We start from the raw sequence: 21498 nt of genomic DNA, 5'->3' as shown, positions 1-21498 counted from the left end.
GCCACGGCGACGCTTGCACCAGCAACAATATGCAAAGGTCGAGGCACGACATTAATACAAATCGTATTCTACCAGTGCGCGCCGTCATCGGCCTTTGCTATAAGGATGAGAGGCCGGCTCGATCGGCGTTTTGAAAACTCGTTTGTTTTTGGTTTCACATGAACAAGAATGATGACGCGTTCGATGTCTGCATCGACGACGCATTCGACTTCCTGTCTGAAGAATACGCGACATTGTTCGAAGGCTCGGACGCGACCGCCTTCCAACATCCGCTATGGCTGGACAGCCTGTATCGCAAGCTCGCTCCCGCCGCAGCAGCGAAGCCCTTGGTCGTCGTCGTCCGCTCGCGCGCAAGCGGCGCGCTGGCGGCGGTGCTCCCGATGCTGCGCGTGCGACGCGGGCCGATGCGAACGATCGAATTCGCCGACCTTCGCGTGTCCGACTACCTGGCGCCGGTGTGCAGCATCAAGACATTTGCCGAGCTGCTCCAGGACGGACGCACCTGCCAGAAGCTTCGGCAACTGCTCCGGCCATTCGACCTGCTGCGCATACCCAAGCTGCTCGATGCAAAGATGCCGATCGAGAACTTGTTCGGAGCGCCGCATCGCAGCCTGATGGATACCAATGCCTATGCCACGGTGCTGGCCGCGCCGTTCGAGCAATGGCAGCTCAACGCATTGGGCAAGTCTTATATGAAGGAGCTGGCAAAGAAATGGCGCCAGATCCACAAGAAGGGCACGCTCACCTTCTCATGCTGTGGCGACGCAGCTTCCATCGGCGAGGCCATGGAGACGATGCGGAAGTTTCGCGGTCCGCGCTTCCATGCCCACGGTGACGGCGACCTGTTGCAGCGTCCGGCGTATTTCGATTTCTATTCGAGCGTCGCGCTTCGCGGCATGGGCTCCTTTACCCGGCTCTATGCCATGAAGATGGACGGCAACGTGATCGCGACCGCGCTTGGGCTGGTCCACCGCGACAGCCTCCTCGTCGTCATGACGGCGTTCGATGTCGAGGGATACAAGAGTCAATCGATCGGCGCGCTGACGTTCGAGAGCGTCGCCAAGGATTGCATCGAGCGCGGCCGCCGGGTGCTGGATTTCACCATCGGCGACGAGCCCTACAAGATGCAGTTCGGCGGTCAGCCCACGCCGATGTCGAGCGTGACGCAGGCCGGTAGCGCCGCCGGCTCGCTGGCATTGTTTACCCTGAAGCAGGCGCCCTGGATCAAGCAGGCCGCCAAGCGCGTCATCGACCTCAGACCGATCCGCACCTCGACCGGCACGCGCTAAGGCGCGATTGGTTCGCGCTGAACCATCATCGCGCTTCAATGGTTTGAGCGGGAGCTCGGGCCAGACGCCGCGCGTTTGCCGCGAGGGAAGTCCGCTTCGCATTTTCGGATGATGCGATGGAACGGCTTCCACCTACCGGAGCGCGCTGCGAACGCGCATGACCCATCCCGGATGAATCCGGTCCACTTGATGCGTGATCATGCGGCGCAGGAAGTGCAGCTGCCGCTGCAGCGTCCAGCGCACATCGGTGTTCGAGGTCAAGGCCTCCCGGTAACGCGCCAGTTGCAGCGAGTGGCGGTCGGCGGCGAGCTTGTCCTGATCGGAATAGAACTGCTCGATCTTCTCCGTGCCCATGCCGTCGGTCTCGAGCCAGCGCGGCACATATTCGGTGCAAAGCCGCTCGACATCCACCAGCAGGCGGCTCACGCCGGTGCCGGCCGCGGGGCAATTGGTCTGGAATGCATCGCCGATCAGCACGATACCCGGCTGCAGATGGCCCTCGGTCACCGACAGGTCCATGACCCAGTTGTGCACCTGGCCGACGATCTCGAAATCACCGAGATAGGGTTCAAGTCCCGGCATCAGGCGAAGCAGCGTCCGCTTGGTGTCGCGGCGCAGCTCGCGCATGATCGGATCGGTCGGATCGCGGAACATGAACAGGTTCGCCCGCATGCCGCCCGACATCGGAAACAGGCTGAGATAGTCGACGCCGTCAGCCGCCTCCTTGCCGTAGCAGGTCAGCGCGTCGAAGCCGAAGGGCGCGTTATCCGGCCGCGCGATCGTAAAGCCGAACGTGACCGAGTGCCGCGCGGCAATCATCTGCCGGCGCATTCCGAGAGTGTAGCCAAGCGCGCTCGCCATGCCGGTCGCCAGAATGACCAGGCGCGAGACGACGCGCTTGCCGGAGGCCAGCGTCAGTTGCTGGCGATCTTCACTGCAGCTGATGTTGGTCACCAGGTCGAGCCGGAAGCTCGATGGATCAGGCATCAGGCCACGCGCCATGTTGACGAGGTCTGCATAGGAAACCCCATAGGATCGCCCGACGCCGATATCGACCAGTCTGCCGCCCCTGATGTTGAGCACGTGGTCATAGGAGGAGGAGACGGCCTCGACGTCGTCGAGGAAGCCGAGGCGGCGGAAGATATCGATCTGCCGTCCCGCAACCTTCTCGACACGGAATTCATCTGGCGGGATCGAGCGCTTGTCGATCAGGATGACCCGATACCCGGCCCGGACCAGCACAGCTCGCGCGAGCGAGCCTGCCAAACCAGCGCCAACGATGGCAATGTCCGTTTCGATAATCTCAGCCTCGCAAGCTGCGATCGGCTGGGTCGTGCTTTCCTCGGCAATCATCTTTGTCCGCTCCGACGGCTAATGGGCCATCGAACTGCAATTCCCTTGCCTGCCCTGCCGCCACGCCGAGCGAGCAGGACGAGTTCCGCTATTGAGGTTAACGAAACGGCCTCGATGGCGATTGACGGGTTCCCGGCACATGGCTTGCAGCAAAAGCGGCCATGAAACTGAGGCTCCGCAGCAGGCAGACGGGAGCATTGCCTGGCCGTGGAGCTTCGACGGGCGCCGCTCGCGCGCTATGCGACCTCAACCAGCACGGCTCACGCTGCTGGCGATGCGGTGGAGTGCGACCCGACCTGCACCGTTTGGAGACAGCGAGGACGACGGCGTTCCAGAATGGAGCAGCGCGACATATTGGCCGGGTGCACAACTGTCTGCGCACAGGCCGCCGGAAGGAACGGAATCTTAGCAAGACAACATTAACACTCCTGGCTTCACCGATTGCTACGGTCCGCAGCCTGACAGGATATTGAGACGTCTCTGGTGATTGCCTCTATGCTCCAAATGTTTCGGCGCGATGTCACGCGCGGCGTTGCCGGGACCATCCTCCTCAAGGTCGGCAGCGGCGGGCTTGCGTTTGCCTTGTTCTCGCTGGCCGCGCGGGCGATGACGCCTGACGCGTTCGGCGACTTCGCGACCTTGCTCTCCATCGCCCAGATCGCCTCGGTCGTGGGCCTTGCCGGCCAGGAGCTGCTCCTGGTTCGTTTCCTCAATGAATACGAGGTGCGCGGTCAGGCCGAGTTCACCAAGGGCGTGCTGCTGTCGAGCTTGAGGAATTCGGCGATCGGGATGCTGATCTCGATCGCTGCGATCGCCGCAGTGGCAACCCTTCGCGGCGAATGGTGGCTGCTGATCCTCTCGGTCTCGGCGTTCACCGCTGTCAATGCCGGGCTCATGCTCGGCAGCCAGATCGCGCGATCCCTGGTCAGCATCCTGATGGGCGAAGGCAATCGCGAGTTCTTCTGGCGGGTTGCCGTTGTGCTGGTCCTGATCGCAGTGCTGTTCGGCCACCGCCAGCTCACCCCTGCCGAACTGTTCACCGCGATGAGCGTCGCGATGGCTCTCGGGCTGGTCGTGCAGATCGTGTCGATCGTGCGCGTGCTGCCGAACCTGCGTTCGGTCACCGCGTGCTTCGAGACCTCGCGCTGGAACCGCAGCGCATTCCGCTTTTGGCTCGCATCCATTCTCGAAGCGGCGAACCAGTATTTCGACGTCATCCTGGTCTACTGGATGCTGGATCCGGCCACCGCGGGCGTCTATTTCGCCGCCTCGCGCCTCGCGAACATCTTCGCGATGCTTTCCGCTGCGCTCTATACGTTCGGCGCGCGCCGGCTGCCGTCGCTGTATTTCAGCAAGAACCACCGCGAGCTCGAACATACGCTGAAGCTGATGGCCGAGGTGACCGCGCTCTGCGTGCTCACCGGGCTCGTCATCGTCTGGGTCGGCGCTCCCTACCTTCTCGGCCTGTTCGGACCGCATTTCGCCGCGCAACAGTGGGTATTGATCGTGCTCGCGATCGGAACCGCGTTCCAGGCGGCCGGCGGGCCGTCGGCCGCGGTCCTGCAGCTGACCGGGCATGAGCGCGATTACGTTCCGGTGGTCGCCGCCAACGTCGCGTTGCGGCTGCTGGGATTCGTCGTGCTGATCCCCTGGCTCGGCGTGCTCGGCGCCGCGATCTCCGCGACGTCATCTCTTGTCATCGCCACCATCGCGCTCAACGTGCTGTGCCGCCGCCGGACCGGCGTCGACCCGTCAGTTCTGGTGCTGTCGCATCTGTCGTCGTCGAAGGACAGCGCCTACACCGTCCGCGTTGCGGATAGCAACGACTAGAGCTTCTGTTCAGACGCGCTTCGTTCTCCGAACCGGCGCTCGCTTCGCACGAAAGGCGCTTGGCCCGGCTGAGCAGCCTTCAGCTCGCCAGTCCCAGGGCTTCGCCCTGAGGGCTGCGGGCCGTGGCGTTGGCCGCCACGCGATTGACGACCAGCGCAGTCGGGACCGAGCCGAACCTCGACAGGTCGGCCCGCGCCTTGTCGATCGCGGCCGGATTGGCGGCGCCCTCGCGAACCACAAGGATCACGAGGTCGGCATGGCCGGCCAGCGCCACCGCGGCCGGCTGCGTGGCAAGCGACGACGCGTCGACAATGATCAGGCCGAAATCGGCGCGAATATCGTCCGGCGGATAAGGTGGCGCCTTGCTGCTGGCGCCGAGCAGTTCGACGACGGACGGCAGATCGGCCTTGATGATCCCCGAGCCTTGCGGCGATACGACGTCGGCGCGCTTCGATTCCATCTCGATCAGGACGCTGAGCATCCCGTTCTTGACGGCGGACCGGTTGAGCGACCGCGCGACGGTGCTGCCGCCCGCACCAGTCTCGACCGACAGCAGCAGCGCCACCTTGCCGTGGTCACCCGGAAGCTGCTCGATGTTCTCGATCAGCAGTTGAAGATGCGGGCTGAGGTCGGGCTCGGCCGTCGTCGAAATCGGGGTCTGCCAGACGCTCTTGACGGCATCCGGCGACACCATGTTGGGAATGCGGGCCAGCACCGGCAATTCCGGCGGCAAGGCGGATTGCGGCGCGACCGGGGCCGGTGCCGGCATCGATACGGGCGCCTCGGCGCTGCGCAGCGGCGGAATGGTCTTGATCGGGAGCTTCAGATTCAGGCCGGGAACGGCCACGATCGCGGTCGACGTCAGCAGCGAGACGATCGCGAGCACGACGAGCAGCAGCGGGAGCGGCGGAAGCGTCGAACGGATCGGCGGCGTCGCCGGAGATGCGACCTTGGTCTGCGAGGCCTGCAGCAGCCGCTGCTCGTCGGTCGTCTTGTAGCGCGAGAGGAACTGCTCGTAGATGTTCTTGTTGGCGTCGGCGTCGCGCTGCAACTCCTGCAACTTAACGAACGCCTGACCGTCAACCAGGATCTGCGATTCGACCGCCTTTAACTGGTCCTCGAGCGCCTTTTGCTGGTCGCACTGCGCCTCGTATTCCGACTTCGCAGTGTCGATGTTCTTCTTGCGCTCGATGTCGATCTGCCGGTTGAGGTCGCTGAGCTGGCTGAGCGCCATCACGAGGTCGGGATGACGATCGCCGAGCACCCCGCGCTTCTGCGCGATCTGGTCGTTGAGCGCGGAGCGCTGGGCGCGCAGCGCGCTCAGCAGGTCCTGCTTGACCGGCCCGTCGACATTGGCCTTCAGGTCGCGCTGCAACTGCTCATAGCGCGCCTTGGCCTCCTCGGTGCGGGCGCGCGCGGCGGCGACCTGCTGCGTCAGGTCGGTGACGCGCAATTGCTGCGTGGTGGATTCCTTGCCGGCGTTGACGATGCGGTGCTCGAGCTTGAACTTGGCGACGGCATCTTCCGAAGACCGCAGCCGGTCGTTCAACGTCTTGAGCCGGCTCTTCAGCCAGTCGGCGGCCTCGTCGGTCGCAACGGTGCGCGTCCCGCGCTGGCTGGCGACGAACGCCTCGGCGATCGCATTGGCGTAGTACGCCGCACGCTGCGGGTTGTTGGACGTGAATTTGATGGCGATGACATAGGTTAATCCGCGCCTTGAGATATCGAGCCGGTTGCGAAACCGGTCGAGCAGACGCGTGGTGTCGGTCTTGCCGCCGGAGATGTCACTGTCCTCGGCGACCTTGAGCTGGTCGATCAGCGGCCCGAGAAATCCATCGGACTTGGCGATCTCGACAGCGCTCTGCAGTGCTGCGGCATCTTGACCGATCCCGGGCAGGACGTCCTGGTCGGTGGTCACCCGCTGCTCGCGCGGGTCGACGACGACGAGCGCCGTCGCGGCGTAACGCGCCGGGATCAACATCAACAAGATGATTCCGACCGCGAAGATGACCGCGGCGAGCATCAGGATGCGTTGACCTCTCTCGCGGAAAAAGGCCACCACCCCCGGAATGCTTAGGACGCCTTTGGTGGTCTCTGCGGAGGATTGGCCGGCCGGCACGCCGGCAGTTTCCCACGACGCTGCGGGTTCCGTGACTTCGGAACGTCTCGGGCCTGCGCGGCTACCGAACTTCATGGGTTCTGACTCGAATTCAACTGACAGTACTGCCCCAACGTAAATATCCATGGTTAATCGCCGGTTACCCCCTCTCTGTGCTGCCGTAACCAATTAGTTAACGAGCCGGCGGTACCCTGTTTGTGAGATAATAACTCTTGATTGCTGACATATGTCTGATTGCTAAATGAGCAGTAACCTCAACACGCGCTACTCGATGCACGAGCACGCTCCGCGTGATAGTTACGCGCGCAAAAATGAAGGGGGCGAATCCACTCCTTCAACGGGTGGGGAATCCGTGCTCCAATACACGCCAAGCACAGAATTGCGCGCGACATCGAGCGCATCACGCGATCGACCGAACGCGCGGAAGCTGCGTGTCGTCCTGGTGCAGACCCAGGCCGAGAACGCCGGCGCGCAGGAGATCTCGCGGCTGCTCGGCGCCGGCCTCAGCGCGCGCGGCTATGACGTCGCCAACCTGTTCTTCTTCCGCAAATCGGATTCCTTCGACGAGCCTCCCAACACGTTCTATTGCGCGCAGACCCGGCCCGGAAATCCGGTGGCGCTGCTGCGCATGCTGTGGACGCTCGCCGGTCATCTCAGGACCATCAGGCCCGACGCTGTCCTGACCTTTCAGCATTTCGGCAATGTGATCGGCGCAGGCGTGTCGCGGCTCGTCAGCCGCGCCCCGGTCATTGCCAACCAGGTATCATCGGCACTGTCGATGAGCATGCCGGTGCGGACCGCCGACATCATCATGGGCTCGACCGGCTTCTTCCAGAGCATCACGCTGAACTCGCGCGACATGGAGCGCGAGTACGCGCGCTATCCTGCTCCCTACCGGTCGCGCATGAAGCACGTCCCGCACGGCTTCGACGACAAGTCGCATAGCCTGCCGAAGGACCGCGCGCGGCAGCAGTTCAAGCTGCCGCCGGACCGCACCCTGCTCGGCTGCGCGGCAAGGCTGCACCCGCACAAGCGGCTCGATGCGGCAATCCGCCTGCTGGCGGCCGCCCCATCCTGGCACCTTGCCCTCGCGGGCCAGGGCGCGGATGAAGGGCGGCTTCGGGCCTTGGCGGACGAGCTGAAAGTATCGGACCGGCTGCACTTCATCGGCGAGATTCCACCGCGTCAGATGGCCGATTTTCTGGCCTGCCTCGACGTCTTCGTCTTCCCGACGCAGGCGGAAACCTTCGGCCTCGCCGCAGTCGAGGCCGCGAGCGCCGGCATTCCCTGCGTCGTCAACGATCTGCCCGTGCTGCGCGAGGTGCTGTCCTACCAGGGGCAGCCCGCAGCGGTGTTCGTCGACGCTGCTGACGAAGCCGAATTCTCGGCCGCCGTGTCGAAGGTCCTGACAGATCGTGTGTTGAGTGATCAGCTGCGGCAAAGCGCCGTGGGCCTGAAGTCGCGCTATTCGTTGGATGCCATGATAGAGGAATACGTCCGCATTCTCGGCGACGCTGTGGGGGCGGACGCGTACTAGGAAGTTGGGCTGGCCATGATTATCGAGTTTCGCTGCGATCGCGAGCAGCCGCGGCTCTGGATGTGCCGTGAGTCACTGCGCGTCAACGATCAGGATATTCCCGTTCAAATCAGCTGGATTACGACGCCGGCACCGCGACCCGCCGGCCTCGACATGCTGTTCGAGCTCGAACGCATCGTGCTGCGCAAGGGCAAGGCCGGCGGCGCCGACAGGCTGAAGACACATCCGGAGCGGCTGCGCGCGGGCAGCCCCGATGTGGTGGTCGACTTCACCACCGCCGAGCGGGATCCGAACTGCTCCGCGAAACTGTATCTCCGTCCACGGTTCAACGGACACGCGGGAGAAGGCGCGGCACTGGCGGCCATTCTCGCCGGCGATCTGCCGGTGATCGAAATCGTCAACGAGCTCGACGGCGCCGTGATGGACCGCGGCCACCCCTCGGCGGAAATAGCCGCCGGCCTGAGCGGCGGGCTCGACACGGTGATGGCACGCACGCTGTCGATGCTGCCGCCGATCCTGTCAGGGGCTCCGCGGCTGGTGCCGCAACTGCCTGTTCCGGCGAACGGCGGCGCAGCGCCCAATCCCGCGCCGTTTGTGCTGCGCGGCGTGGCGACGTCGATCGCAAAGGAGATCTATCGCCTGTGCTGCTACGCGCCGCACTGGCATGTCGGTTGGCGCTTCGCAGGGAATACGGATATCTGGCGCACTGGCGACCTGTCGGGACCGGCCTGGAACGTGCTCGCCGATCCCGGCAACCACTTCTATGCCGATCCCGTACCGGTGAAATGGCAGGGCCGGACCTTCGTGTTCTTCGAAGACCTCGACCACCGAACCAACAAGGGCATCATCTCCGCGATCGAATTCGACGGCAACGGGCCGATCGGCACGGTGGTGCCGGTGCTGGAGGAGCCCTGGCATCTGTCCTACCCGTTCATGATCGAGCACAATGGCGAGCTCTGGATGATCCCGGAAAGCACCGCGCATCGGGACGTTCCGCTCTACAAATGCATCCGCTTTCCGGACAAATGGGAGCGGCAGTCAACGCTGCTGTCCGGGCTCGAGCTTGCCGACGTGACGATCACGCAACATGAGGGCTGCTACTACATGTTCGGGGCCTGGCGCGATGGCACCGGCGGATATTCCGACACGCTGGCGATCTATTACGCCGAGCGATTGCTCGGGCCCTGGCGGCCGCATGCGGCCAATCCGATCCTGATGGATCGCGCCACCACACGGCCGGCCGGCAACTTCGTGACCGTGAATGGCAAGCTGTGGCGGCCGGTGCAGGACTGCACCAACGGATACGGCGCAGCGCTTGGACTAGCGGAAGTGCTCGAACTGTCGCCGACGACGTACAGGCAGGCGGTTCGGCATCTGCTCCAGCCCGGGCCGCTATGGACCGGGCGCAAGCTGCACACGCTCAACCGCTGCGGCCGGCTCGAGGTGATCGACGGCTCGCGGGTGCAGCCGAAGACCACGGCCTTTCTGGCGAGCCTGCGGTCGAGCGGCCAATCATCGCCATGGGATTGGCACAGCACGCTGGCGAAGCCGATCGCACGCCGGCTTCACTAGCACGCAGCCAATCGATGTGGCAGCTCAGTTCGTGTCGGCACTCAGCACGCCGCCGAACTGCTCCCATGAGCTTCCCGTCCAGCGCTGCAGCTGAAGCTGGGTGTAGGCCATGCTGTTGCCGGGGCCGGTGTTGATCGTGATCCCCGGCATCAGGGTCGGCAGCACCAGTCCCTTGATGTTGCGCGCCTGCTTCACGATGTTCTCGCGCGACAGGTCGTCGCCGCACTGTTTGAGCACCTGTTCCAGGATCTGGCCCTGCTGGGTGCCGAACAGATAGTTGTTGTCGCCGATATCGGCGCCGGGAAGATATTTCTCGAAGTGGGCGCGATACCACTTCATGCCGGGATCGTCGGCCCACTTCTTGTCGTTCGGATCCTTGGTGATGGTTGCGACCACCACGCCCACCGCCTTGTCGGCTCCCGCGGGCACGATGGTGGCGGAGACCGAGCTCGATACGTAGTTGACGATGGTGAGCGGCGTCCAGCCGATCTCGCTCGCCTTCTTGATCGCCTGTGCCGCGAATTTCGGCGTACCGGCGACCAGGAAGGCCTGGGCGCCCGACGCCTTCAGCGTCACCACATGCGATTCGATGGTGGGCTCGGTGACCTCATAGGCAGACGTCACGACCTTCTTGTCGAAATCGGCCTTCAGGGTTTCCTTGAAGGCGGCCACGAAGTCCCGGCCGAGGTCGTCATTCTGGTAGAGGATCGCGATCTTCGCATCGGGCGCCGTTTGCGCGATGTATTTGGCGTAGATCTTTCCTTCGGTGTTGTAGCTCGGCAGTCCCGTGGTGGTCAGCGGAAACTCGTTGAAGTTCGTGAACTTGGTCACGCCGCTGACGACGAAGAGATGCGGCACCTTCTTCGCGGTGACGTATTTGATGGTTGCGCCGATCCCGGGCGTCCCGAGCGGGCTGAACAGGAACGCCACCTCGTCGCTCTCGATCAGCTTGCGGGTCTGCTCCACCGCCTTGGGCGGCGTATAGGCATCGTCATAGGTGATGAGGTTGATCTTGCGGCCGTTGACACCGCCGCGATCATTGACGGAATGGACGTAGGCGATGAGGCCCTTGCCGGTGTTGCTGAGCGGGGATGCCGGGCCGCTGAACGGGAATGTCGCGCCGACCTTGATCTCCGATTCCGAGATGCCAGGCGTTTCGGCGCGGACCGGAGCGCCAGCAAACGCGACGAGCATTGCAACGGATACCGCAAGCTTCCTCAACGACATCGAATTCCCCCTTGGCCTTTTGTGAATTGATCGACTCTCACCACCGCCGCGCAGCGCCTACCAGATTTCACCGAACGGCCTGATCTCGACATTGAACGACCACGCGCTGCGATCCTGGTGGGTGACGTGCCAGATCTCGTCCGCGATCGCTTTCGGCTTGATGAAGAAGTCGTCCGGCCGCTCAGGCCAGCGCTTCCGCGTCCACTCCAGATCGATCACCGCATCGATCACGATGTAGGCAACGTGAACGCCTTGCGGCCCGAGATCGCGCGCCATCGCTTCGGCGAGGATCCGCTGCGCCGCCTTGGTCGGCGCGAACCCTGCGAAGCCGGCTTTGCCGCGCAACGCCGAGGTGTTTCCGCTCGCAACGATGGCGCCCTTTCCGGCGCTGATCATCGCCGGGGCGAACCGCCGTGCCAGATACAGCAAGCCCATCGTGTTGACCTGGAAGTTACGATTGAGGATCTGCGGATCGATCTCGCGGAAGGTGCCGAATGCGCCGCCAACGGCATTGTGGATCACGACGCCGGGGCTGCCGAGATCGCGCTCCACGGCCGAGGCCACTGTTTCGACCTGCGCGGGATCGGAGACATCGCATCGATAGGCCTTCGCGCCCGGCAGCTGCTTCTCGAGCGCGGCGAGCCGCTCCTCGTTCCTGGCAAGCAGCGCGACGCGGTAGCCGCCCTCGGCGAACCTCCTGGCAAGCGCCGAGCCGGTGCCGGGCCCAACGCCGGATATCAGGCAAACAGGTGCGGACATGCGATCAATCCTCCGCGTTAGAGCCAACAGGTGTCATGGTCAGGCCGCTGCCTTCGATCGCAGCTTCTCGACATAGGGCTTGAGGTCCGGCGCGAAATGCGCGTGCGCGACCAGCCGGGCAAAGTGAGCGAACATCAGCGGATACACATCCTGCACCCCGGGATGCAGGATCCTGGTCAATCCCTGCTTGTCCAATTGCTCGCTCCGCCCGTACTCGTTCATGAACAGCGCGAGCTCGGCGGCGAAGCAGATGTCGGCAAGCGAGATACCGTCCCCGACCAGCATCCCGCGCCGTGGCGACAGCGCCTGCTCGATTCCGGACGCGTAGATCGCGAACGCATCCCTGGCGCGGGCATGAATGGCTGCGTCGACCGTGCCGCCCGACAGCGCGAGCAAATAGATCTGCGAATCCCGCGCAAAGACCAGGCTGACATCGAGAAAGCTGTCGATCCTTGATGCCTCGTAGGCGTCACGCCCGTAGAGCGGAAACGTCGCCTCGCCGAGCCGCGCCACCGCCCGCATGATGCTGTTGGATTCGAAGATCCCGACCTTGCCGTCGGCGCCGAACGCGGCAGGCACATTGCCGAACGGATGCGCTGCCATGAACGCATCGGTCTTGAACAGCTGCGCGCCGGTCAGCCCGACCTTCCCGGTCCGCGCCAGCGAGGCGAATTCAGCGCGCTCCTGCTCCGACAGTGGATGGGCATCGTAATCCCATAACCAGTTCCGCAATTCCTTTCCCGAGGCGCCTCGGACCTCGACAGCGACGCCGCAGAACCGGGCCGCGATGGTCGCCTTCCAGACCCGCGGGTTCGGCAGATAGGAGAAGATGCGCAAGGCGGCCATGGCGGCTGCTCCAGGTGCTGTTGCCTCAGGCGGCGAGCTTCAGGATCTTGACGACGTCAGCGGGCTCGCGGATCGGCTGCGGGTTGGTGCGGGTGAAGATCGACAGCATCGCGTTCCTGCCGATCAGCTCGAAGCGGTCTTCACCGACACCGACATCGGCAAGGCGCCGCGGCAGGCCGAGCTCCGCAATGAACGCCGCGAACGCCTCGCTGGCGTCACGCCCCGGCGCGCCGAGCGCGGCGGCGATCGATTGCTGGGCCGCCTCCGTCGCCGGGCGGTTGTAGCGCAGCACGCTCGGCATCATCACCGCCGTGCAGAAATAGTGCGGCACGTCGCAGGTGCCGCCGAGCACATGGCCGATGGCGTGGCTGGCGCCCATCGGCACCCGCGACTGCAATCCGAATGCCGACAGCCAGGAGCCCAGTTGCAGCTCAGCCGTGCCGCCTCGTCGCCGGGATTGGCCTTGGTGCGCAGCAGACCGTGGTGCAGATAGCGCAGGCCCTGCTGGCACACCGCATCGACCAGCACGTTGGGCCGGCTGGAGCAGATCGCCTCGATGCCGTGATCCATCGCACGCGTGCCCGAGCCGAGCCAGAGCTTCTCCGGCGTGTACTTCGTCATCGCGGGATCGAGGATGATGCTGCGCGGCATCATCATCGGATGGTTGAATATCTGCTTCAGCCTGCGGCTGGTGTCGGTGACCAGCGCGCCGGAATTGTACTCGCCACCCGACAGCGTGCTGGGGATCGCGATCATACGGACTTTCGGGTTGCGGAACGGGCCGAACCGGCGCTCCGGCGTGGTCTCGAAACCGTCGAGCCCCGCCGGTTCGAAGATTTCATTCTCCATGCACATCAGCACGATCTTCGCGGCATCGACCACCGAACCGCCGCCGATCGCTACGACGAGGTCGGCCCTGGCCTCGCTGGCCTGCCGCGCGATCAGCGTCACCACGTCGCGCGTGGTGTGCTGCGGCACGCCGTCGAAGGTTGCGGCATGGCGATCGCCGAGACCCTTGCGGATCTTCTCGATCTCGTCGGTCGTGGTGTTCAGCGTGCGGCTGGCGATCAGGTAGACGCGTTTGGCGCCCAGCCGCTCGGCCTCCTCGCGCAGCGCTTCGGCTGCCGGTTTGCCGTAGATCACGGTTTCCATGGCGGGATATTGATGGCTGCCGACGACGTGCATGCTTGTCACTCCCTCGATGGTTCCGTGAATTTCGCTGCCGGTTCAGGCCGACAGCTTGGTGAAGTCAGGCTGACGCCGTTCGGCGAAGGCGGCAAAGGCCTCGCGGGCCTCGGGCGTGGTCAGGCGTTGCTTGAACAGCACGCCCTCCTCGGCGATCTGTGCCGCGATCCGCTGCTGCTCGCGCATCAGCGCCTTGGTCATGCTGAGCGAGCCGGCCGGCCGCTTGGTCAGCGCGATCGCCGCGTCATGCGCCTTCTTGCGCAGATCGGCCTGCGGCACCACGGCATTGGCGAGGCCCGATGCCAGCGCGCCCTGCGCATCCATCGGCTCGCCGAGCGCAAACATCGCATAGGCGCGCGCGTGCCCGATCCGCAAGGGGAGCAGCCAGCTCGACGCCGCCTCCGGCACCAGAGCGAGATTGACGAACGGCGTGATCAGCCGCGCGGTCTCGGCGAGATAGACCAGGTCGCAATGCAGCAGCATGGTGGTGCCGACGCCGACCGCATTGCCCTGCACGGCCGCGACCAGCGGCTTGCCGACCTTGCTGATGGTCTCGATGAAGCGATGCGCGGGACTATCCACCGCGCTTTCGCCGCGCGCCTGGCTCGCGAAATCGGCCAGGTCGTTGCCCGCGGTAAAGCTGTCGCCATCGCCCTGGAACAGGATGACGCGGACGGACGGATCCGCCTCGGCCTGTTTCAGCGCACCCGACATCGCGTCATACATGGCGCCGGTGAGGGCGTTCTTCTTCTCCGGCCGCTGCAGCGTCAGCGTCATGACGCCGGCGGCGATTTCGACTTTGACATGCTCGGTCATGACACTCTCCCGTTCAGGCGACCGCGCGGGCCGGCTTGGTTTCGAATGTGCCGTCGAGGAAGCCGGTCAGGCGCTGCCGGATGATCGCTTCGGCATCAGTCATGATGCGGTCGATCAGTTCCTTGACGGTCGGTATGTCGTTGATCAGGCCGACCACCATGCCGCAGCTCCAGGCGCCGGCATCCATCTCGCCCTCGATCATCACCTTCGGGTAGACGCCGGCGACCTGCTCGTGGATGTCCTCGATCTTGAGCTTGGCGCCCTTCTCGCGCTCGATCTCGAGCAGCTCATCGACGCCCTTGTTCTTCAGCACCCGCTCGGTGTTGCGCAGCGCGCGCATCACAAGGCGCGTGTCGAGCTCGTCGGCATCGAGCAGCGCCTGCTTCACGTTGGGATGAACAGGCGCTTCCTTGGTGGCGATGAAGCGGGTGCCCATGTTCATGCCGGCCGCGCCCATCGACAGCGCCGCAACGAGGCTGCGCGCATCCGCCATGCCGCCAGAGGCAACGAACGGGATTGTCAATTCGTCTGCCGCGCGCGGCAGCAGGATCATGTTCGGGATATCGTCCTCGCCGGGATGGCCGCCGCACTCGAAGCCGTCGACGCTGACCGCATCGCAGCCGATCTTCTCGGCCTTCAGCGAATGGCGCACCGAGGTGCATTTGTGGATCACCTTGATGCCGGCGGCCTTCAACGCCGGCATATACTGCTCCGGGCTGCGGCCCGCGGTCTCCACCGCCTTGACGCCGCCCTCGCGGATCGCTGCGATATATTCCGGATAGGGCGGCGCGGTGAAGCTCGGCAGGAAGGTGAGGTTCACCCCGATCGGCTTGTCGGTCATGTCGCGGCAGCGCGCGATCTCCTTCGCGAGCAGGTCCGGGGTCCGCTGGGTCAGGCCGGTGATGATCCCAAGGCCGCCGGCGTTCGACACCGCGGCCGCCATCTCGGCGAAGCGACATAATGCATGCCGCCCTGGATGATCGGATGCTGGATACCGAATAGTTCAGTGATTGCTGTCTTCACAAGTCTCTCCCACGCTTCCGGTCAGTGGACGATTTCAAACAAGCCCGCCGCGCCCATGCCGCCGCCAATGCACATGGTCACCACCCCGTATTTCGCCTTGCGCCGCCGGCCCTCGATCAGGAGGTGGCCGGTGAGCCGCGCGCCGGTCATGCCATAGGGATGGCCGATCGCGATCGAGCCGCCATTGACGTTCAGCTTGTCCGGATCGATGCCGAGCTTGTGGCGGCAGTAGATCACCTGCACCGCGTAGGCCTCGTTGAGCTCCCAGAGATCGATGTCGTCGATCTTGAGGTTGTGTCGCTTCAACAGCCGCGGGATCGCGGCGACCGGACCGACGCCCATCTCGTCGGGCTCGACACCGGCGGCGACGAAGCCGCGGAAGATGCCGAGCGGCTTGATGCCCTTCTGCGCGGCGACCTTGTCGCTCATGATCACGCAAGCGGAGGCACCGTCCGAGAGCTGGCTGGCATTGCCGGCGCTGATGGTCTTGCCCTCGAACACCGGCTTGATCTTGGCGAGCCCCTCGGCCGTGGTGTCCGGCCGCGGGCCTTCGTCCTTGGAGAGCGTCACCTGCTGGAAGCTGACTTCCTTGGTGTCCTTGTTGACCACCGCCATTTTGGTCGTGAACGGCACGATCTCGTCGTTGAAGCGGCCGCCCTGCAGCGCGGCACCGACGCGACGCTGGCACTCGAGGCTGTATTCGTCCTGCTTGTCGCGGCCGATCCCGTAGCGCTCGGCGACGACTTCGGCGGTCTCCAGCATCGACATGTACATCTCGGGCTTCATCGCCATCAGCTCGTCGTCGACCGCATGGAACCGGTTCATGTGCTCGTTCTGCACCAGGCTGATCGACTCGATGCCGCCGCCGATCGCGATCTCGACGCCATCCAGCATCACCGAGCGCGCGGCGACCGCGATCGCCTGCAGGCCGGAGGCGCATTGCCGGTCGATCGTGGTGCCGGCAACGGTGACCGGAAGTCCGGCGCGGATCGCGCCCTTGCGCGCGACGTTCATCACCATGGTGCCCTGCTGCATGGCGCAGCCCATCACCACGTCCTCGACCTCGCCCGGCGCGATGCCGGCGCGCTTCACGGCTTCGGCCATCACATGGCCGGCCAGGGTCGGTCCGTCGGTGTTGTTGAGCGCGCCGCGATAGGCCTTGCCGACGCCGGTGCGCGCGGTGGAAACGATGACAGCTTCGGGTGATGACATGCTTGCCTCTCTGGCTTAGGCGACCGCGTCGAGCTGCGCGTAACGCAACACGTGGTAGGCGGGATCGCCGAACTGGATGTTGATGGAGGAAATCCGCTTGAAGTAGTGGCCGACGTTCAGCTCGTCGGTCATGCCCATGCCGCCATGCAGCTGCACCGCCTGGTCGGCCACGAACTTGCCGGCATAGCCGATCTTGGATTTTGCACCCGACGCCAGCCGGGAGAGGCCGGCCTTGCCCTCGCTGAGGCTGAGCGACAGATGCTGCATCAGGGACAGCGCCTCCTGATGCGCGATGAACATATCGACCATCCGGTGCTGCAGCACCTGGAAGCTGCCGATCGTGACACCGAACTGCTTGCGCGTCTTGGAATAGTCCAGTGTCGCGTCGTTCAGCTCGCCGATCGCACCGACCGCCTCGGCACAGAGCGCGCCAATGGCGCGGTTTCGGCAGGCCTCCAGCGCGGCGACACCCTCGCCTTCCAGGCCCAACAGTTCCCCGCGAACGCCGCGCAGGCTGATCTCCGCCGCCCGGCGGCCGTCGATGGTCCTGAAGCTTTGCAGGTCGAGATTGGCGGCGCGGCGATCGACCACGAACAGGCTGACGCCGCCGCGATCGTGGCGATGGCCCGAGGTGCGCGCGGAGACGATGAGATAGTCCGCCCAGGGCGCGGCGATGACAGCGGTCTTCTCCCCGCTGAGGACATAGTCGTCACCGTCCCGGCGCGCCGTGGTCGTGACAGTCGCAAGATCGAAGCGCGAGCCCTTCTCGGTCCAGGCCAGCGCCCAGAGCTTCGATCCCGCGATGATGTCGGCGATATGGGCCTGTTTCTGCGCGTCGGAACCCGCCCGCTCGATCAGGCCGCCGGCCACCACGACCGTCTCGACGAACGGCTCGACCACGAGATGCCGACCGAACTCGTGCATGATGATCATGGTCGACAGCGGCCCGCCGCCGAACCCGCCGACGGCTTCCGAGAACGGCGCGGCGAGCAGGCCAAGCTCGGCGAATTCATCCCATTGCCTGCGGCCAAGCCCCTCTTCGCTCGCAACGATCTTGCGGCGAGCGTCGAAATCATACTGGTCACGCAGCAGCCGCTGCACGCTGGACCGCAACAATTCCTGCTCTTCCGTGAACTGGATATCCATCCGATCCTCTCGTGCCGCAGCCGTTAAAGTCCAAGCACCGCCTTGGCGATGATGTTGCGCTGGATCTCGTTCGATCCGCCGTAGATCGAGAGCTTGCGCGAGTTGAGATATTTCTCCGACGCCGTGTGGCCGTAGTCGGGGCCCGGCATGAAGTGATTGGCGCTGACCGGATGCTCGCGGATCGCAAGCCCGTAATTGCCGATCGCCCGATGGGTCAGCTCGGTGATATCCTGGAAGATCTCGGTGCCGCGGATCTTGAACAGCGAGGCCGCAGGCCCCGGATCGATGCCGCGCGCCATCTGCGCGACGACGCGAAGCTCGGTCGCCTCCAGTGCCAGCACGTCGAGCTCGATGCGGGCGATGTCCCTGATGAACTCGAGGTGCGCCGGATCATCTTCCGGGATTTCGGCCTTCACGATCTTCTTCAACCGCTCGATGTAGCGCGTCGAGCGGCCGATGCCGGCCATGCTGGTGCGCTCATTGCCGAGCAGGAACTTTGCGTAGGTCCAGCCCTTGTTCTCCTCGCCGATCAGGTTCCCGGCGGGGACGCGGACGTTCTCCAGGAAGACGTCATTGACCTCGTGCGAGCCGTCGATTGTGATGATCGGCCGCACGGTGACGCCCGGCGACTTCATGTCGATCAAGAGGAACGAGATGCCGGATTGCGGCTTCGCCGTAGGATCGGTGCGGACCAGGCAGAAGATCCAGTCGGCGTGCTGCGCCAGCGTGGTCCAGGTCTTGTGGCCGTTGACGATATAGTGGTCGCCGTCGCGCACCGCCTTGGTGCGAACGGTGGCGAGATCGGAGCCGGAGCCCGGCTCCGAATAGCCCTGGCACCACCAATCCTCGCCGGACAGGATACGCGGCAAGAATTTTGTCTTCTGCGCCGCGTTACCGAACGTGTAGATGACGGGGCCTACCATGGTGACGCTGAACGCCAATGGCGGCATGGTGCCGGCGCGCGTCGTCTCCTGCTCGAAGATGAAGCGGCGGGTGATCGACCAGCCCGGTCCGCCATATTCCTTGGGCCAGAGCGGCGCGATCCAGCCCTTGTCGTGCAGGATGCGATGCCACAGCAGCATCTGCTCCTTGGAGAGATCGGTCTCCGGATTGGCGACGCGCATCTCCGCCGGATAATTGTCCTTGATGAAGGCGCGAACCTCGTCGCGAAACGCCGCATCTTCAGGGGATAGCGCCAGCTCCATCTGCCGTGCTCCCTACCACTTCTCGCCGAAGGGGCGGATTTCCAGCTCGAAGGTCCAGGCGCTCTTCGGCTGCTGGTAGAGCTGCCAGTAGGACGCGGCAACCGAGGCCGGCGGCATCAAAAGATCGGGATTGTCGAGCGCGTTCGGGCCGAGCGCCTCGATGCGACGCTGCCGCACCCATTCGGTGTCAACGCCGGAATCGATGATCAGATGCGCGACATGGATGTTCTTCGGTCCCAGTTCGCGGGCCATCGCCTGCGCCACGGCGCGCAGGCCGAATTTTGCGCTGGCAAACGCGGCATAGCCGCTGCCGCCGCGCAGCGACGCGGTGGCCCCGGTGAAGAAGATGTTGCCCGCGCCGCGGGCAGTCATCAGCCGCGCCGCCTCGCGCCCGGCCAGGAAGCCGGAATAGCAGGCCATCTCCCAGACCTTGCGGAACACGCGCTCGGTGGTCTCCAGGATCGGGAAATTGACGTTGGCGCCGATGTTGAAGATGCAGACCTCGAGCGGCGCATGCTTGTCGGCGTCGTTGAGAAAGGCGGTGATCTCCTCCTCCTTGCGCGCGTCGAGTGAGCGGGCATGGATCTCGCCGCCCGCGGCCTCGATCTCCTTGACCAGTGGCGCGAGCTTGTCGCCGTTGCGGCGGCCGGCGAAGATCGTGAAGCCTTCCGAGGCGAACTTCTTGGCGATCTCGCCGCCGATGAAATCACCGGCACCAATGACGGCGACCGTCCTGTTTCTCTTCTGCATGGTGTACTCCGGTCTCTTGCTTGAGTGAATTGTCGTGGAGACGCTGCGCCAGACTCAGCTGCGCAGCGACTCCGCCAGCTTGTGCTTCAACAGCTTGCCCGTCGATGTCGCGGGCAGCGCGTCCATCAGGATAATCTCCGTCGGGCGCTTGTACGAGGTGAGTTGCGGAGCAACATGAGCCATCAAGTCCTGCACGGTGGCCGTCGAGCCCTTGATCAGCTGCACGAAGGCGACCACTTCCTCATTGCCCTCGACCGCCCGGCCGACCACGGCGCACTGCACAACAGCGTCATGCGTGCTCAGCACCGCCTCGATCTCGGCCGGATAAACGTTGAACCCGGAGCGGATGATCATCTCCTTGGTCCGCCCGACGATATAAAGTGCGTCGTTCTCGAAGCGGGCCAGATCGCCGGTGTTGAACCAGCCGTCGGGGTCGATCGCCTTGGCGGTCAGATCGGGGGCGCGGTAATAACCACGCATCACGTTCGGGCCGCGGACGTGGAGCTCGCCGACTTCGCCTGCCGCGACCGGCTTGAGGTCGCGACCGACCAGCCTCGCCTCGATACCCGCCATGACGGTGCCGACCGCGTGGTCGGCCCGCGGATTGTCGGGCCGGACGCCGGAGATCCCCGGCGAGCATTCGGTGATGCCGTAACCGTTGAGCAACGGCAGGCCGAGCTCCTGCTCGACCCGGTTCTTGAGATCGAGGTCGAGCGGCGCGCCGGCCACCGAGATCACGCGCAGCCGGCCGCGATCGAGCTTCGGCAGGCCGGCATTGCGCCGGTACTCAAGCAGACGCTGGTAGGTGGCGGGCACGCCGTTCAGGATCGTGATGCCCTCTTCGGTCATCGCCTTGACCAGCGCGGCCGGATCGTATTTTGCGACGAGGCGCACCGTGGCGCCGACCATCAAGGTCATCGTCAGCAGCGAAATGCCGACGATATGCGAGATCGGCAGCACGCAATATTGCACGTCGTCGGCCGCCATCTTGCGGAAGCCCGCGGTGCCGCGAGCGCTGAACAGGAGATTGCGGTGGGTCAGCATCACGCCCTTTGGCGTGCCGGTGGTGCCGGACGTGTAGATCAGGACCGCGACCTGGTTGGCGCCGTCGGCTTCGACGGGCTCAGCCGCGGTTGCCAGATTCAAGCTGGTGACGGCGACGCCATGGAGCGGGCCGACATCCTGAATGGTAGCTTCGTAACGCGCGGCATGCGCGGCCGCCTCCTGCGACACCTCGGACGTCAACAACACGCGGCGGGCGCCACTGTGATCCCGGATCTGATCCAGCTCCCGCGGCGACAGCCGCGGATTGACCACGATCGACCAGACATCGAGTCGGCTCGCTGCCAGCAGCAGGCAGGCTAACGGAATCGAATTCTCGCTCACGATCATCATGCGGTCGCCGGCGCGGATACCGAGTACCTGCAATGCGGCGGCGACGCGATCGACCGCTTGATCGAGCTCGCGATAGGTCAGCCGCATCGTGTCGTCGATCAACGCCGGATGATCCGGCGTCGCCACAACGTGATGATTGATCACCTCGTGGATACGGTTGGGCAAGCCCTCCACACTTCCTTCGGCAAACTGGGTCAACGCCTGCACTGAAACCTCCCTGTCGTAGCCGTTTCT

17 protein-coding genes and 1 pseudogene are annotated in these 21498 nt (G+C 64.6%); 4 read left to right on the top strand and 14 right to left on the bottom strand.

The window, feature by feature from the left end:
- Positions 1-158: 158 nt before the first annotated feature.
- The gene (locus AKN84_RS26660; RefSeq protein ID WP_050423543.1) at positions 159-1289 is read left to right on the top strand and encodes a GNAT family N-acetyltransferase; all 1131 of its coding nucleotides are present in this window, start codon (positions 159-161) and stop codon (positions 1287-1289) included.
- Between the two features lie 132 nt (positions 1290-1421).
- On the opposite strand, the gene AKN84_RS26655 is transcribed toward AKN84_RS26660, so the two are convergent.
- Positions 1422-2642, bottom strand: coding sequence for an FAD-dependent oxidoreductase (locus AKN84_RS26655; RefSeq protein WP_050423542.1), 1221 nt, complete (start codon positions 2640-2642; stop codon positions 1422-1424).
- A gap of 504 nt (positions 2643-3146) precedes the next feature.
- Between AKN84_RS26655 and AKN84_RS26650 the strand changes: the two genes are divergently transcribed.
- Positions 3147-4472 (top strand): lipopolysaccharide biosynthesis protein, encoded by a 1326-nt coding sequence (locus AKN84_RS26650; protein ID WP_430649935.1) that lies wholly within the window; start codon positions 3147-3149, stop codon positions 4470-4472.
- A 79-nt stretch (positions 4473-4551) separates the two neighbouring features.
- On the opposite strand, the gene AKN84_RS26645 is transcribed toward AKN84_RS26650, so the two are convergent.
- Complete coding sequence (locus AKN84_RS26645; RefSeq protein WP_050423540.1) at positions 4552-6666, bottom strand: GumC family protein; 2115 nt, start codon at positions 6664-6666, stop codon at positions 4552-4554.
- Positions 6667-6943: 277 nt separating this feature from the next.
- Here AKN84_RS26645 and AKN84_RS26640 point away from each other — a divergent pair, with 277 nt between their 5' ends.
- Positions 6944-8128: a glycosyltransferase family 4 protein gene (locus tag AKN84_RS26640; protein WP_050423539.1), complete on the top strand. Its 1185-nt coding sequence runs from the start codon at positions 6944-6946 to the stop codon at positions 8126-8128.
- A 15-nt stretch (positions 8129-8143) separates the two neighbouring features.
- On the top strand, positions 8144-9700 hold the full coding sequence (locus AKN84_RS26635; protein ID WP_050423538.1) for a glucosamine inositolphosphorylceramide transferase family protein: 1557 nt from the start codon (positions 8144-8146) through the stop codon (positions 9698-9700).
- A gap of 24 nt (positions 9701-9724) precedes the next feature.
- Here the strand turns inward: AKN84_RS26635 and AKN84_RS26630 are convergent, their stop codons facing one another.
- The 12 genes and pseudogenes from AKN84_RS26630 to AKN84_RS26580 form a co-directional block, all read right to left on the bottom strand.
- Positions 9725-10927 (bottom strand): ABC transporter substrate-binding protein, encoded by a 1203-nt coding sequence (locus tag AKN84_RS26630; RefSeq protein WP_050423537.1) that lies wholly within the window; start codon positions 10925-10927, stop codon positions 9725-9727.
- A gap of 57 nt (positions 10928-10984) precedes the next feature.
- Positions 10985-11686, bottom strand: a complete 702-nt coding sequence (locus AKN84_RS26625) for an SDR family NAD(P)-dependent oxidoreductase (protein WP_050423536.1) — start codon at positions 11684-11686, stop codon at positions 10985-10987.
- A 39-nt stretch (positions 11687-11725) separates the two neighbouring features.
- On the bottom strand, positions 11726-12532 hold the full coding sequence (locus tag AKN84_RS26620; protein ID WP_050423535.1) for a glutathione S-transferase family protein: 807 nt from the start codon (positions 12530-12532) through the stop codon (positions 11726-11728).
- A gap of 25 nt (positions 12533-12557) precedes the next feature.
- Entirely contained in the window at positions 12558-12911 is a 354-nt protein-coding gene (locus AKN84_RS50785; RefSeq protein WP_430649934.1) for a dehydroquinate synthase/iron-containing alcohol dehydrogenase family protein, read from the bottom strand.
- Complete coding sequence (locus AKN84_RS26615; protein WP_430649933.1) at positions 12836-13717, bottom strand: iron-containing alcohol dehydrogenase; 882 nt, start codon at positions 13715-13717, stop codon at positions 12836-12838. Before AKN84_RS26615 ends, AKN84_RS50785 begins: the two co-directional genes overlap by 76 nt.
- A 42-nt stretch (positions 13718-13759) precedes the next feature.
- Complete coding sequence (locus tag AKN84_RS26610) at positions 13760-14533, bottom strand: enoyl-CoA hydratase-related protein (RefSeq protein WP_050423534.1); 774 nt, start codon at positions 14531-14533, stop codon at positions 13760-13762.
- Between the two features lie 13 nt (positions 14534-14546).
- A pseudogene (locus AKN84_RS26605) lies at positions 14547-15556 on the bottom strand (NAD(P)H-dependent flavin oxidoreductase).
- A gap of 21 nt (positions 15557-15577) precedes the next feature.
- Positions 15578-16768, bottom strand: coding sequence for an acetyl-CoA C-acyltransferase (locus AKN84_RS26600; protein WP_050423533.1), 1191 nt, complete (start codon positions 16766-16768; stop codon positions 15578-15580).
- Positions 16769-16783: 15 nt separating this feature from the next.
- Complete coding sequence (locus AKN84_RS26595; protein ID WP_050423532.1) at positions 16784-17914, bottom strand: acyl-CoA dehydrogenase family protein; 1131 nt, start codon at positions 17912-17914, stop codon at positions 16784-16786.
- A 23-nt stretch (positions 17915-17937) separates the two neighbouring features.
- A complete protein-coding gene (locus tag AKN84_RS26590) occupies positions 17938-19119 on the bottom strand; it encodes an acyl-CoA dehydrogenase family protein (RefSeq protein WP_050423531.1) in 1182 nt (393 codons plus the stop codon).
- Positions 19120-19131: 12 nt separating this feature from the next.
- A complete protein-coding gene (locus AKN84_RS26585; RefSeq protein ID WP_050423530.1) occupies positions 19132-19869 on the bottom strand; it encodes an SDR family oxidoreductase in 738 nt (245 codons plus the stop codon).
- 54 nt (positions 19870-19923) lie between these two features.
- Positions 19924-21471 (bottom strand): class I adenylate-forming enzyme family protein, encoded by a 1548-nt coding sequence (locus AKN84_RS26580; protein WP_244485498.1) that lies wholly within the window; start codon positions 21469-21471, stop codon positions 19924-19926.
- Positions 21472-21498 lie beyond the last annotated feature (27 nt).

This window comes from Bradyrhizobium tropiciagri, assembly GCF_001189845.1.
In the GTDB taxonomy this organism is placed as follows: domain Bacteria; phylum Pseudomonadota; class Alphaproteobacteria; order Rhizobiales; family Xanthobacteraceae; genus Bradyrhizobium; species Bradyrhizobium tropiciagri.
The sequence above is the reverse complement of the archived record's forward strand: the minus strand, read 5'-3'. Positions and strand labels throughout refer to the sequence as shown.

Coding starts and splice junctions, on each gene's coding strand:
- AKN84_RS26610 (WP_050423534.1), bottom strand. CDS start 14,533: ATGACCGAGCATGTCAAAGTCGAAATCGCCGCCGGCGTCATGACGCTG.
- AKN84_RS26620 (WP_050423535.1), bottom strand. CDS start 12,532: ATGGCCGCCTTGCGCATCTTCTCCTATCTGCCGAACCCGCGGGTCTGG.
- AKN84_RS50785 (WP_430649934.1), bottom strand. CDS start 12,911: ATGGGCGCCAGCCACGCCATCGGCCATGTGCTCGGCGGCACCTGCGAC.
- AKN84_RS26625 (WP_050423536.1), bottom strand. CDS start 11,686: ATGTCCGCACCTGTTTGCCTGATATCCGGCGTTGGGCCCGGCACCGGC.
- AKN84_RS26660 (WP_050423543.1), top strand. CDS start 159: ATGAACAAGAATGATGACGCGTTCGATGTCTGCATCGACGACGCATTC.
- AKN84_RS26635 (WP_050423538.1), top strand. CDS start 8,144: ATGATTATCGAGTTTCGCTGCGATCGCGAGCAGCCGCGGCTCTGGATG.
- AKN84_RS26595 (WP_050423532.1), bottom strand. CDS start 17,914: ATGGATATCCAGTTCACGGAAGAGCAGGAATTGTTGCGGTCCAGCGTG.
- AKN84_RS26655 (WP_050423542.1), bottom strand. CDS start 2,642: ATGATTGCCGAGGAAAGCACGACCCAGCCGATCGCAGCTTGCGAGGCT.
- AKN84_RS26630 (WP_050423537.1), bottom strand. CDS start 10,927: ATGTCGTTGAGGAAGCTTGCGGTATCCGTTGCAATGCTCGTCGCGTTT.
- AKN84_RS26645 (WP_050423540.1), bottom strand. CDS start 6,666: ATGAAGTTCGGTAGCCGCGCAGGCCCGAGACGTTCCGAAGTCACGGAA.
- AKN84_RS26650 (WP_430649935.1), top strand. CDS start 3,147: ATGTTTCGGCGCGATGTCACGCGCGGCGTTGCCGGGACCATCCTCCTC.
- AKN84_RS26585 (WP_050423530.1), bottom strand. CDS start 19,869: ATGCAGAAGAGAAACAGGACGGTCGCCGTCATTGGTGCCGGTGATTTC.
- AKN84_RS26600 (WP_050423533.1), bottom strand. CDS start 16,768: ATGTCATCACCCGAAGCTGTCATCGTTTCCACCGCGCGCACCGGCGTC.
- AKN84_RS26615 (WP_430649933.1), bottom strand. CDS start 13,717: ATGCACGTCGTCGGCAGCCATCAATATCCCGCCATGGAAACCGTGATC.
- AKN84_RS26590 (WP_050423531.1), bottom strand. CDS start 19,119: ATGGAGCTGGCGCTATCCCCTGAAGATGCGGCGTTTCGCGACGAGGTT.